Genomic DNA, 12,624 nt, shown 5'->3' with positions numbered 1-12,624 from the left:
ATGAATCAGGTGGTGGGCAGGACGTGGGCTCGTGTCTTGGCGCCCTTGCCGAAGGTGTCGTACTTGACGACGCCGTTGATGAGAGCGAACAGCGTGAAGTCGCGGCCCATGCCGACGCCGCTTCCCGGGTGCACCTTGGTGCCGACCTGGCGAACGATGATGTTGCCGGCCACGACCGGTTCACCGCCGAACTTCTTCACGCCACGACGCTGGCCGCGGCTGTCGCGACCGTTCTTGCTGCTTCCCTGGCCTTTCTTGTGTGCCATCGGCGAATTTCCTGTAGATGCGCCGCGGAGGCGCGTTCGCTAAAGATCGCGGAGCCTGCCGGACGCGTCAGTCGATCGAGGTGATCTGGACGGTGGTCTCGTACTGGCGGTGGCCCATGCGCCGCCGATAGTTCTTGCGGCGCTTCTTCTTGTACACGAGGATGTGCGGCCCGCGGTCCTGCTGCAGAATCACTGCGCGAACGGCGGCGCCATCGACGAGCGGCGCTCCGATCTCGATACGGTCCGCGTCGCCGCGGAGCAGTACCTCGAGGAACTCGACCTGCTGGCCGGGATCCCCGACAAGTTTCTCGACGGTGAGGCGGGCGCCGGGGCTGACCCGGTACTGCTTTCCGCCGGTTCGGATAACCGCATACGACATGATTCTTCCCTCGAAAGCCGGCGACTTTTACCGGAGCAGGGCGGGATGTCAATTTGCCACGTGGGTTGTGGCCATTCGTGGCGCGTGCCAGTTCTCGCCGGATGCCGCCGGTGCGCCGACTGGTCTATGTGATGGCAAAAGCGCCGGTTCCGGGCCGCGTCAAAACCCGCCTGTGTCCGCCGCTCGAACCTCGCCAGGCCGCCGAGCTGGCCGCCGCGTTCGTCGAGGATCTGCTGGCGTCGCTGGCCGGCGCCGGCGACTTCGACGTGCGGCTCGCGCTCGAGGAGGATTCGCGCGCGAGCGATGCCGGCCGCGATGGCGATCCCGGCGACGAGGGCCAGATCGGCACGGCCGATGCCGCTCGTGAAGCGGCTCTGCGGCTTCGCCGGCTGGCCGCCGCGAGCTCGGTCCGCGTCGAAGGGCAGGGCGAAGGCGACCTCGGCCGGCGCATGTCGCTGCTCGTCGACCGCGGTCTTGCCGAGGGATGGGCCACCGTGCTCGTCGGCGGCGACGTTCCGGACCTTCCGCTCGCGACCGTTCGCGCGGCGTTCGAGGCGCTCGAGCGCACCGACGTCGTACTGGCCGCATCGCGTGACGGCGGATATGTGCTGGTCGGCGCGCGGCGTCGCCACGACGCGCTGTTTTCGATCGATGCCGCATGGAGCAGCCCGGACGTTTTCTCGGCAACCTGCACATCGCTCGCGAAAGCCCGCTGTTCCTATGCGACGCTTCCGGCATGGGAGGACGTTGACGATGCGCCAGCACTCGGCAGACTCGCCGGCAGACTGGACGGAGGCGGCGATGCGGTAGCCCCGGCGACCGCACGATTGATGCGACGATGGCGAAGAGAGGGAGTCCGGTTCTGACAAAACACACGGTCCAGAGGTGGGATCTCGACAAGACCTACCTGGTGACCGACACGGAGTCGCTGCGCGGCCTGCTGCGCATTCCGTTCGAGCGCGCGCGCCACAAGCGCGCGCTGCCCGGTGTCGCCGTGCTCATCAACGAGCTGCGCCGCAGCGCGGCCGACCGGGGATCGACCACGTCCGTCAATTTCGTCACGGCGTCTCCGCCGCAGATCGGCCGCGCAATTCGCGAGAAACTGCTGCTCGACGGAATCGAGATCGACGAGATCCGTTTCAAGAACCAGATGCATCATCTGATGCGCGGTCATTTCGATGCGCTTCGCGAGCATGTCGGCTTCAAGCTTGCCGAGCTGCTGCAGAGTGTTCGTGCCGGGCAGCGCGACGGCGTCGAGCTCCTGTTCGGCGACGACTGGGAATCCGATCCGCTGATCTATTCGCTGTACGCCGACGTCGTCGAAGGTCGTATCGACTGGCCGCGACTGGAAAAGCTGCTCGAACGCGCCGGAGTGCAGGAGAGCGGTTATCTGCACTCGATTCGCGAAAGCGCGGCGCCAGGCGGACCGAGGCGCACCATCGATGCCATCTGCATCCTGCGCGCGCGTCCGCGCGCGAGCACCGAATTCGAGCCGTTCGGGCCGCGGCTGTTCTGGTTCGACAGTTATCTGGAGTGTGCGCTGATCCTTCATGCGCTCGGCTATCTCGACGCACGCGGCGTCATCGAAGTCGCATCGGCCAGCGAGGCCAACGATCAGGCGGTAACCGCTGCGTTCGAGGCGGCATCGTCGAGGTGGCCGCGCCTGCGGCGCGAGCACCTGACCATCGTGCGGCAAGCTCTCGTCGAAGCCGGGCTCATGCAGCCGGTGGAGGCGGGATCACTGTGGCTTCGCGCGCGCACGCGCTGGCGTGCGATGCGAAAGCAGAGCCCGCTCCCACCGCTCGCGCGCGCTCCGCAGATGCCCGATTACGACGAGCTCGTGCAGGCGTGGGGTCACCGCACGCGCAAGGAAAAGGAAGTGGTCGTTCCCTATGTCCACCCGTAACGATCCGTCAGCCGGCGATGAAGTGATCGTCGTGCTGACGACCACGGCCGATGACGAATCCGCAGGCCGCCTTGCGAGAGCGCTGGTGGAAGAGCGGCTCGCTGCGTGCGTGACGCGCATGGCCGCGCAATCGGTCTATCGGTGGCAGAAGACCGACGCCGGCGATCCGGCGACAGGGCCCGCGAGCTCCGAAGTCTGTGAAGAGAGCGAAGTGCTGCTCCTGATCAAGAGCGCACGCTCGCGAAAGCACGAGCTCGAGCAGCGCATACTCGAGCTGCATTCGTACGAGTGTCCCGAGATCGTCGTTCTCGAGCCGCAATCCGTCGCGCCGCGTTATCGCGCGTGGCTGCTCGCCGCATGCACATGATCGGCAAGCGGACGGGGGGATGGCTTTCTAACGGATGACGGTGGTGGCCCTGGTGGGGCTGGTTTCGGAGCGCGTGACGTCCTGTCCGGCTAGAGGTTTGGGCTCTCCCGCGAGCGGCTTCTGCGGCCCGGCGGCGCGGTTTGCCTCCTGCGCGAGAGGCTTCTTCGGCTGAGCGGCCGCCGGCTTCGGCAGGCCTCCGCGCGCAGCCGGCGATTTTTTGACCGCAGCGGCGCTCTGGTCGGCGCGCGTCAGACCTTCTTTTTCGAGCGAGGCTTTGAGGCCGACGCGCTGCAGCCGGCTGGCTGCGGTCCGGGCTTTCTCCTCACAGGTAAACGGTCCGAAGCGGACCCGGTAGTCCTGCGCCTGCTCGTCCGGTCCCTTGACGTAGTAGAGGCCGGCGGTTCGCTGGCCGGCCGTCATCGCTTCGAGGAAGTGATTGGCGTCGGTCTCGGTCTTGAACCGGCCGACCTCGAGAGCCCAGGTCTCGTCCGGCCAGTCCGTGTCCTCGACGTCGACGAGCCGGAGCTCGACCTTCGCCGTGCCCTTGCCGACGATGTCGAGCGAGGCGGCGGCGGCGTAGGACAGATCAAGGATGCGGTGCTGAGCGTAGGGACCGCGATCGTTGATCCGTACCCGGACCTTCTTGCCGCTGCGCACGTCGGTGACCTCGACCTGGCTCCCGAACGGCAGCGTCGGATGGGCTGCCGTCAGAGTGTGGGTGTCGAAGACCTCGCCGTTGGCCGTCCGCCGGCCATGAAAGCCGGGTCCGTACCAGGAGCAGGTTCCCTGCTGGAAGTAGGATGACGTGCCGTTGTCGGCCGTCTCGCTGATGGAGACGCCGTCAGGCGGCAAGCCAACCTGCGCAGCAAGCTGGGGATTGAGAGGATAGGTGGATGCTGCACAACCGGTGGTCAGCATCACCAGCATCGGGATCAAGTAATGTTTTTGACGCATCTTTCCGTTTTGGTTCGTTGGGGTGCGTCCCCGCATCGTTCTCGGCGCCGCCTCGGTTCGTTGGGGAACTGGGGCCTCTCTCCGGCCAGCTGCCGGCGCCTTGATCTTTGTTTTGATCGGAACCCACTCCGATCCGGTCCGCAGAGTGGACCCTAGTTCGGCATGCTGTGCAACCTTCGGGCGACGTTTACAGCCTGTCGGTGGTGTGGTATCCGTGCAAAAAAGAGGCGAATGTCCGAGGCCATAAGGCGAGCTTCGGATTGTATCCAAGCCTGGCTCGGTGCCGTTGGCGAGGGCCTGCGGCAAAGCCAACTGTTCGAATTCATTAAGTTTCGCATTGCGCACGGCCATTGGCGAGCTCGCCGGCCGGGCGGCGGACAGAGGCAGGCGGCCACGCCGGCCGTTATGCACAGATCGTCCCGGAGGCGGGTCCGGGCAAGGGGAGAGCGGCTTGCGGGTCCTTGGCGTCGATCCTGGAACGGTGCGTTGTGGCTGGGGAGTGGTCGATTGTGACGGTCCTCGCCTCCTTCATCTGGATTCCGGCGTCATCGATGCGGGTCGCGGCGACATCGCAGTGCGTCTCCTTCAGATCTACAGAGAGTTGCTGTCGGTGATGTCGTCGCATCAGCCGGACTGCTTCAGTCTCGAACGCAACTTCGTCGCCCGTAATGTTCAGAGCGCGTTCCGACTCGGCGAAGCGCGCGGCGTTGCGATGGCTGCCGCCGCGGCGGCCGGCATCACGCTGGCCGAATACACTCCAATGATGATCAAGAAGTCGGTGGTCGGTTACGGCCGCGCCGACAAGGTCCAGGTTCAGAACGCCGTCCAGCGTCTGCTCAGCCTTGGCTCGCTTCCCGAAAGCGATGCGGCCGACGCTCTCGCCGCTGCGATCTGCCACGGACTTTCCGGAACCGTACTGCACCGCGTCGCGGAAGCCGTCAGCCTGCGCGGCGTCACTCGCGGGCGCGGGCGGAGCTGGCGGTCGATACGGGCATGACGGTCATCGCCGCCGGGGCGGTTGCAGGCATCACTCTCGCGGGCCGTCGCACTGGCATGCTGCCAGCGAGCCTCGCCGAAAGCCTGACGAGGATCCCATGATCGGACGGCTGCGCGGCATTCTCGACTCGCGCGAACCCGGCGAGGTCGTGGTCGATGCCGGCGGTGTCGGCTACCAGGCGGCCATCTCGCTTTCGACATTCTCCGCGCTGCCGCCCGTCGGTCAGAACGTCCAGCTCGAGGTCGTCACCGTGCTGCGTGAGAACGCGCTCGAGCTGTTCGCGTTCGCGACCGCCGCCGAGAAGGTCGCGTTTCAGCTGCTGCGCTCGGTCTCCGGCATCGGACCGCGCATGGCTCTGGCGGTCCTGTCGGGCATCTCGGTGGATGAGCTTGCCGCAGCGGTCGCCGCCGAGAACGCGCAGCGCCTGACGGCGATCCCGGGCATCGGCCGCAAGACTGCCGAGCGCATGCTGATCGACCTGCGCGGCAAGCTCGACGCTCCGACCAGGCCCGCGACGTCCGCAGGCCGCATCGAAGAAGATGCGGTGTCGGCCCTGGTGGGTTTGGGGTACAAGCGCGGCGAAGCGGAAAAAGCCGTTCGTGCAGCAACGGGCGGTGACGCGGCGAGTCTCGAGGAAGTTCTCCGGCGTGCGCTCGCCGGTCTCGTCCGCGATCCCGGCGGCTCCAGGTGAGAGTGGAAACCAAGACCAACGAGTTCGACGCCGCGACCGAGGAGACCGCCCCGGACGTCAGCCTGCGTCCGGAGACGCTCGACGACTACGTCGGACAGCCGGCCGTTCGTCGCAATCTCGACATCGCGATTCGCGCCGCGCGCGCGCGCGGCGAATCGCTCGATCACCTGCTGCTGGTCGGCCCGCCCGGTCTCGGCAAGACGTCGCTCGCGTACATCGTCGCGCGCGCGATGGGCGGGCGGCTGCATCCGACGAGCGGACCCGTCATCGAAAAGGCCGGTGACCTTGCGGCCATCCTGACGTCGCTCGAGCGCGGCGACGTGCTGTTCATCGACGAGATCCACCGTCTCGGAAAAGCCATCGAAGAGATCCTCTATCCGGCGATGGAGGACTACCGCATCGACATCGTGATCGGCGAAGGGCCGTCGGCGCGCTCGATCTCGCTCGCGCTGCAGCGCTTTACGCTGGTCGCCGCGACGACGCGCTCCGGCATGCTGAGCTCGCCGCTGCGCGGGCGCTTCGGCAACACGTACACGCTCGAGTTCTACAGCGAAGAGGAGCTGGCCGAGATCGTACGGCGCTCGGCCGCGCGCCTTGCGCTCGAGATCGAGCCGGCCGCGACGCGGCTTCTGGCCGAGCGCGCACGCGGAACGCCGCGCGTCGCGAACCGCCTGCTCAAGCGTCTTCGTGACTACGCCGAGGTCAAGGCGTCGGGCCGCATCACGCGCGACGTCGCGGCCGCCGGCCTCGACATGCTCGGCGTCGATGCCGCCGGCTTCGACTCGATGGACAGGCGCCTGCTCGTCGCGCTCGTCGAAACTTTCGAGGGCGGGCCGGTCGGCATCGACACGCTCGCCGCCGCGCTCGGCGAAGACGCCGACACTATCGAAGAAGTCCACGAGCCGTACCTGATCCGCTGCGGCTTCCTGCAGAAAACCCCGCGCGGTCGCGTCGCGACGGCGCGCGCGTGGAGCCATCTCGGCAAACAGCCGTCGCGCGAACAGCGCTCGCTGTTCGACTGAACCCGCCATGGCCGGACTCGCTCGCGAAGCGGTGCAGCCTTCCGCGACAGGCCCGGAGGTGAATCCGCCGGGTTCGTCTTCGCAACGGCTCGACGACGAACGCCGCACGTTCCAGGAAGTTGCCCGCCGCGCGGCCGAGAGCACGCGCCGCCGCCGCGAAAGCTTCGTCGTGCTGGCTGCGGGGCTTGCCGTGGCCGTCTTCGGCCTGTGGAGCACCGGCGGTCCGGAAGTGCGCGGCGCCGGCGGCAACGCGTTCTCGTTCCTGCTGATCAACCTCAACATCGTCCTGCTGCTGCTGGTCGCGTTCCTCGTCGTGCGCAACGTGCTGCGCCTGGTGCTCGAGCGCCGGCGCGGGATCATGGGGAGCCATCTTCGCTCGCGCCTCGTGCTCGCGTTCGTGACGATCGCTCTGTTTCCGGCGACCGTGATGGTGATCGTCTCGTACGAGTTCGTCAGCAACGGCATCGACGACTGGCTCGGGCGAGAAGTGGAGGAGTCGCTCGACGCGGCCTACAGCCTCGCGCAGATCTACTACCGCTCGAATGCCGACAAGGCGCTTTCCCATGCCAAGGCGATCTCCGACGAGATCGCTGCCGACGATCTGCTCGCGCCCGACAAGCGGCCGCTGCTTCAGAAGGCCGTCGCCAACGAGCAGCAGCATCACAACCTTGCGACCATCGAAGTGCTCGACGTCGAAGGCAACCCTCTGGTCGCAATGTTTCGCGGCGAGCCGACGGTTGCAGTGCGGAGCCCGTCGGACGGCGACATGGTCAGCGCCGTGCGCCGCGGCGAGTTCCCGACAAGGGTCGACACCGAAGGGGCGACCGACGTGATCCGCGGCGCCGCCAGCATCAAGGCGCCCGACGGGACGGTCAAAGGCGTCGTCATCGTCGATACGACGGTGGCCGAAAGCCCGCGCGCGTGGAGCGCGCAGATCCTGTCGTCGTTTCGCGAGTTCCGCCGCCTGACGCTCAGCAAGCAGCCGTTCAAGAACCTTTATCTGGTGACGCTCCTGCTCGCGTCGTTCGTCGTCGTGTTCTCGGCGACGTGGCTGGGCCTGTATCTCGCGCGCGGCGTCACCGAGCCGATCGGCCGGCTGGCCGAAGCGACGCGCGACGTGGCATCCGGCCGGCTCGACGTGGCGCTTCCCGAAGAAGGCGGCGACGAAGTTTCAACGCTGGTGCGCGGCTTCAACACGATGATCGCGCAACTCGCGCGCGGCCGCGAGGCGCTCGAAGAGCGACGCGGGTACATCGAGAACGTGCTCGCCAACATCGGGGCCGGCGTGGTTTCGATCGCGTCCGACGGCCGCGTCGGCACGATCAATCCGGCGGCGCTCACGATGCTCGATCTCAAGGAAGAGAACGTGATCGGCCGCAACGCCGAAGCGGTCTTCGAAGAGGCCGGGATGCCGAAAGTGGTTGCGTTGCTGCGCGACGTGCGCGCCGGCACCAGGGCGTCCGGCAGCGGCGTCAACCTGCACCGCGAACGCGAGGACCGCACGCTCGTCGTCACGGCGACCAGCCTGAGCCGCGCCGGCATGATCTCCGGCTCGGTGCTGTTCTTCGAGGACGTCTCGCAGATCCAGCAGGTCCAGCGCATGGAGGCGTGGCACGAAGTCGCCCGCCGCATCGCGCACGAGATCAAGAACCCGCTGACGCCGATCCAGCTGTCGGCGCAGAGACTCGAGCGCCGCCTGTCGGGCCGGCTCGTCGAGCCCGAAGCCGAAGTCGTGCGCGAGTCGGTCGCGACGATCGTCTCCGAGGTCGACGGGCTCAAGCGCCTCGTCAACGAGTTCTCGCAGTTCGCGCGCATGGGAAGCGGCGACAAGAGCGTGCAGGACCTGAATCCGATCGTCGAAGAGGCGCTTCCTCTGTACCGCCAGTCGCGGCCGGACATTGCGATCGAGCTCAATGCGACCCCGAACCTGCCGCCCGTGCGCATCGACCGCGACGCCGTGCGCCGCTCGCTGACCAACCTGGTCGAGAACGCGATCGCTGCCGTCTCGTCGATGCCGGACGAGCCGCGGCGCATCGACGTCTCGACGCGCTTCGATCCGGCGCTGTCGCGCGTCGTGCTCGAAGTCGCCGACACGGGCGCGGGCATTCCGAAGGACGTGCGCGCGCGCATCTTCGAGCCGTACGTCTCGACCAAGCCCGACGGGACCGGCCTCGGGCTTGCGATCGTCGCGTCGATGGCGGCCGACCATCACGCTTACGTGCGGGTTCGCACCAACGAGCCGCGCGGCACCCGCTTCCTGATTGAGTTTCCGGCCACGCACGCGCAGCATCGCGCCTGAGCGGCACGCAGACGGAACTCGCAGACGGAAGATGCAGACGGACGCCGAGACTGAAATCGAAGATTGAAGCCGAGATGGAAGCCGAGAACATCCTTATTGTCGACGACGACGCCGGAGTGCGCGACAGCATCGGCGCCGTGCTGTCGGACGAAGGCTTTCGCGTTCGCTACGCGGTCGACGGTGTCGAAGCGCTCGCGCGCGCCGGAGAGGAGCGGCCGGATCTCGTGCTGCTCGACGTCTGGCTTCCCGGAATGGACGGCATCCAGGTCCTCGAAAAGCTTCGCGGCGGGCACGAAGGGCTTCCGGTCATCGTGATCTCCGGGCACGGCAACATCGAAACGGCCGTGCGTGCGACCAAGCTCGGCGCGGTCGGCTTCATCGAGAAACCGTTTACGATCGAAGGTCTTCTCGAAGCTGTCTCGGGCGCGCTGCAGCGCACACCGGCGTCGAAGGATTCCGGATCAGCCGCCACCGACGCGGACGGCGGCGATGCGTTCGTGCCCGCGTCGCATTCGACGTCGATCGGCGCCGGCCGGCGCTCGCGCCAGCGCACGGTCGCGCGTCCCGTGGTCGGCGCAGGCCTCGGGCTTCACAGCGGCGTGCGCACCGGCATCATCCTGCAGCCGATGCCACCGGGAAGCGGAATCGTCTTCAGCGGCGTCTCCGGCGGCGGCACCGTCGAAGCCGACGTTGCCAACGTCGATTCGACCGGTTACGCGACGACGCTGTTCAAGAAGGGCTTCGCCGTGCGCACGATCGAGCACCTGATGGCGACACTCAACGCGTACGGCATCACCAACCTGCTGATCAAGATCGAAGGCGAGGTGCCGATTCTCGACGGCTCGGCCGTCGAGCTCTGCGAGCTCGTCGAGCAGGCCGGCATCGAAGAGCAGGACGCATCCGTCGCATCGATCGTCATCCGCGAAGAGATCCGTATCGATTCGGGGCCGGACCAGTTCCTTGCGCTGCGCCCGTTCGACGGCCTGCGCGTCACGTACGAGCTTTCCTATCCGGCGCCGGTCGGCGACCAGACCTACGCGTTCACGATGCGCGACGCGCGCGACTTCCGCCGCGAGATCGCGCCGGCGCGAACGTTCGGATTCGTCGAAGAGATCCGCGCGCTCGAAAGCGCGGGGCTGGGGCAGGGCGGCCAGCTCGGAAACTTCATCCTGATCGGCGACCAGGGCATCGTGAACACCGAGCTGCGTTTTCCGGAAGAGCTCGCGCGCCACAAGATCCTCGACATCCTCGGCGACTTCTACCTGCTCGGCGCGCCGCTGCGCGGCGAGATCCATGCGCGCAAGACCGGGCACTCGCACAACGTGGCAATGGTGAGAAAGCTGCGCGAGATGCTCGGGTAGAGTGTGGAGTGAGGGCGGGAAGTCGACGACCTATTGACAGATTCCCGCAATGCAGAAGATGCCGTTGGTCGGCGGACCACAATCGTCGCAGGGGTCGCCATTTGCCCCGCAAGCGTGTTGACCGGTTCCGGGTTGGCAGGTACCGCTGCTGACGCAGCCGGTGCAACACGAGCCTGCCTGGCAGATGCCGCCGGTGCAGACCAGGCCGTCCTGATTCCCACGCGTACAAGGGTCAGAGAACGTGGCGCCGCTCGCACAGTGACCGTCCGTGCACAGCTGCGGGGCACACGAACGCGTGCCGCTGGTAGCGCAGTCGCCGAAGACGCACGTATCACAGACGTCCGCGCCGCAGTCGGCGTTGGTTGCACAGGCAGGGCCTAGCGTGGTGGTGGTGGTCGTGGTCGCGGTCGTCGAAGCGGCCATCGGAGCGCAAAGAAGCGACGTCGCTTTGGGCGTGACCGTCCGGCTACCGAACTGGTCGCTCCCTGCGAGCGTCGGCAGCGTCGCCTTCGGGCACTTCACCTTGTAGCAGAAGAAGCCGTTCGGCGTTCCCGTGCCTCCGCCGCCTGGGGGAAACGGTGGACCGCTGATCGTCTTGCTGGTCGGAACGCAGGCCAGCTTGGCGGGCACCTTGATCTCGCATCCGCTGGCAACTGTAAGGCCTGAGAGTTGTGCGGTGTAGAACGCCTTGGCCTGCGGGTCTTTTACCTTGTAGCAGGTGAGATGGTCGGTCTCGGCCGCAGCGTGACCGGCAATGGTCAGGGCCGCGAGGACGGCCAGCAGTCGCATAGGGACAGCTTACGCACCTCGAGGCAGCCGACGTCAAGAAAATCACGCGTCGTGCTTCGTTATCTTCCCGGTTGAGGCTCAGGGGTTGAGCCGGTCTTCGTCGGAAATAGAACTGCGGGTAGTGGACCGAATTCCGGGCGAGGGCAATACTCACACGATTTGCGGCGCAGGGTGAATCGCGAATGCACGAGCACGCGGGTTCACGCGAACCTCGGCCGGCGGCAGAGAGCTTCCAGACATGGCCATCGCGACCATCAACCACTTCATCCGCCTGTTCGCCGACGCATTCCGCGCGCTGTCGGCCGACGTGCCCGGCGAGGACATCGAGCGGCTCGCGATGCTGATCCACGACTCGATGGATCAGGGCCGGCGCGTCTACCACACCTCGGCGCACGTGTTCGCGATGGCCGAGGGCCTCAATCCCCGCCAGGTGCTCGCAACCCTGTTCCACGATGTCGTCTACGTCCAGCTCGACGGCGGCTTCCCGCGGCGTGCGCACGGTGTGCTGAGGCGCGTGGCGAGGGCAGGCAAAAAAACGGTCGTGCTCAAGCCGATCGACAGCAGCGACGCGGCGCTTGTGGCGTGTGCGACGCTGTTCGGATTCGAAGCCGGACAGGCGCTGCCGCTCTACGGCGGCCTCAACGAGTTCCTGAGCGCAGTCGTCGCTGCGCGCGCGCTCGGGCCGTGGCTGCCGATGTCCGAAGTGGTCGCGGTCGCGGCGTGCATCGAAGCGACGGTGCCTTTTCGCGGCGCGGACCGGGACGGCCGCGAAACCGGAGACGTGCTTGCGGATCGTTTGCGCGCAGTTGCTCGTACGCTTGATCTTCCGATGCAGGAACAGGAGATCGACGCCGTCGTTCACGATGCGGTGGCGCTCGGCAACCGCGACGTCAGCAGTTTTGCGACATCCGATCCGGGAACCTTCCTGTCGACGACGTGGGAGCTCATCGAGGAATCCAACGCGCCGCTCTCCGCGGTCGGCGTCTACTCGATCCGCGAGTACCGCGATGCGCTCACGCGCATGGAAACGTTCCTCGCCACGCTCGACCCGGACCACATCTTTCACCGCTACCACGACTCACCGACCGAGGCCGAGTTTGCCGAGCTGCGCACCGCTGCGCGCCGCAACATCGAGTTTGCCGGCAGCTATCTCGGAGCCAAGATCACCACGATCGCCGTTATCGAGGCGCTGGCGCTTCTGACCGGCGGGGATTGCCCCGTGTCGATGCTGCTCGGCGACATCCACAGCACGCGCGGCACGCCCGACCGCATCGAGCGGTTCCTGCCGATGATTGCGACAACGGCTCCGGTGGATGCACAGCTGCTCGATGTTCTGGAGACGGGACGCACTACGGCGTCGGCGAGCGATCTGACGGTGTCGCCGCTGACCGCGTTCGTCTACCGCAGTCTCGGGCACGAGGGCACGGAGGCCGCGCGCCACCAGGCGGCACGGATGTTCGCGCGACAGATTTCGCCTCGGGATTTTATCTCGACGCTGGATCGCACGATGGTGCGAAACGTGACGAAGGCCTGCGCGCAGATCGCGCTGTCGCGCGTCGAGCCGCTTCTCGCGCTCGACGCGATGCTGTAGCG

The 12,624-nt window shown here is 66.8% G+C and carries 13 protein-coding genes; 9 read left to right on the top strand and 4 right to left on the bottom strand.

Features of this window, described 5'->3' with window-relative positions:
• Nucleotides 1-5 precede the first annotated feature (5 nt).
• Both rpmA and rplU read right to left on the bottom strand, forming a co-directional pair.
• Entirely contained in the window at nucleotides 6-266 is a 261-nt protein-coding gene (gene rpmA / locus VN634_17515) for a 50S ribosomal protein L27 (GenBank protein HXC52686.1), read from the bottom strand.
• Nucleotides 267-333: 67 nt separating this feature from the next.
• Entirely contained in the window at nucleotides 334-645 is a 312-nt protein-coding gene (rplU, locus tag VN634_17510; protein ID HXC52685.1) for a 50S ribosomal protein L21, read from the bottom strand.
• Nucleotides 646-755: 110 nt separating this feature from the next.
• Between rplU and VN634_17505 the strand changes: the two genes are divergently transcribed.
• Genes VN634_17505 through cutA form a run of 3 tightly spaced genes read left to right on the top strand, consistent with a single transcriptional unit; the run spans nucleotide 756 to nucleotide 2,918 of the window.
• Nucleotides 756-1,511 (top strand): TIGR04282 family arsenosugar biosynthesis glycosyltransferase, encoded by a 756-nt coding sequence (locus VN634_17505; GenBank protein HXC52684.1) that lies wholly within the window; start codon nucleotides 756-758, stop codon nucleotides 1,509-1,511.
• Nucleotides 1,484-2,551, top strand: a complete 1,068-nt coding sequence (locus VN634_17500) for a hypothetical protein (GenBank protein HXC52683.1) — start codon at nucleotides 1,484-1,486, stop codon at nucleotides 2,549-2,551. Before VN634_17505 ends, VN634_17500 begins: the two co-directional genes overlap by 28 nt.
• Complete coding sequence (gene cutA, locus VN634_17495; protein ID HXC52682.1) at nucleotides 2,538-2,918, top strand: divalent-cation tolerance protein CutA; 381 nt, start codon at nucleotides 2,538-2,540, stop codon at nucleotides 2,916-2,918. Before VN634_17500 ends, cutA begins: the two co-directional genes overlap by 14 nt.
• A 27-nt stretch (nucleotides 2,919-2,945) precedes the next feature.
• Here the strand turns inward: cutA and VN634_17490 are convergent, their stop codons facing one another.
• Complete coding sequence (locus VN634_17490) at nucleotides 2,946-4,223, bottom strand: septal ring lytic transglycosylase RlpA family protein (GenBank protein HXC52681.1); 1,278 nt, start codon at nucleotides 4,221-4,223, stop codon at nucleotides 2,946-2,948.
• A gap of 100 nt (nucleotides 4,224-4,323) precedes the next feature.
• Between VN634_17490 and ruvC the strand changes: the two genes are divergently transcribed.
• The 5 genes from ruvC (at nucleotide 4,324) to lpxC (ending at nucleotide 10,242) form a co-directional block, all read left to right on the top strand.
• The gene (ruvC, locus tag VN634_17485) at nucleotides 4,324-4,869 is read left to right on the top strand and encodes a crossover junction endodeoxyribonuclease RuvC (GenBank protein HXC52680.1); all 546 of its coding nucleotides are present in this window, start codon (nucleotides 4,324-4,326) and stop codon (nucleotides 4,867-4,869) included.
• 97 nt (nucleotides 4,870-4,966) lie between these two features.
• A complete protein-coding gene (gene ruvA / locus VN634_17480; GenBank protein HXC52679.1) occupies nucleotides 4,967-5,560 on the top strand; it encodes a Holliday junction branch migration protein RuvA in 594 nt (197 codons plus the stop codon).
• On the top strand, nucleotides 5,557-6,582 hold the full coding sequence (gene ruvB / locus VN634_17475; protein HXC52678.1) for a Holliday junction branch migration DNA helicase RuvB: 1,026 nt from the start codon (nucleotides 5,557-5,559) through the stop codon (nucleotides 6,580-6,582). Before ruvA ends, ruvB begins: the two co-directional genes overlap by 4 nt.
• A gap of 7 nt (nucleotides 6,583-6,589) precedes the next feature.
• Nucleotides 6,590-8,881 (top strand): ATP-binding protein, encoded by a 2,292-nt coding sequence (locus VN634_17470; protein ID HXC52677.1) that lies wholly within the window; start codon nucleotides 6,590-6,592, stop codon nucleotides 8,879-8,881.
• 74 nt (nucleotides 8,882-8,955) lie between these two features.
• On the top strand, nucleotides 8,956-10,242 hold the full coding sequence (lpxC, locus tag VN634_17465; GenBank protein ID HXC52676.1) for a UDP-3-O-acyl-N-acetylglucosamine deacetylase: 1,287 nt from the start codon (nucleotides 8,956-8,958) through the stop codon (nucleotides 10,240-10,242).
• A gap of 30 nt (nucleotides 10,243-10,272) precedes the next feature.
• On the opposite strand, the gene VN634_17460 is transcribed toward lpxC, so the two are convergent.
• Nucleotides 10,273-11,031: a hypothetical protein gene (locus VN634_17460; protein HXC52675.1), complete on the bottom strand. Its 759-nt coding sequence runs from the start codon at nucleotides 11,029-11,031 to the stop codon at nucleotides 10,273-10,275.
• 238 nt (nucleotides 11,032-11,269) lie between these two features.
• On the opposite strand from VN634_17460, the gene VN634_17455 reads away from it, so the two are divergent.
• Complete coding sequence (locus VN634_17455; GenBank protein HXC52674.1) at nucleotides 11,270-12,622, top strand: hypothetical protein; 1,353 nt, start codon at nucleotides 11,270-11,272, stop codon at nucleotides 12,620-12,622.
• The last annotated feature ends 2 nt before the right edge of the window (nucleotides 12,623-12,624 follow it).

The sequence above is a fragment of the Candidatus Limnocylindrales bacterium genome (assembly GCA_035571835.1).
Lineage (GTDB): Bacteria > Desulfobacterota > Binatia > UBA1149 > CAITLU01 > DATNBU01.
Note: the sequence above shows the minus strand (reverse complement) of the source record. Positions and strands in the feature narration are given on the sequence as shown.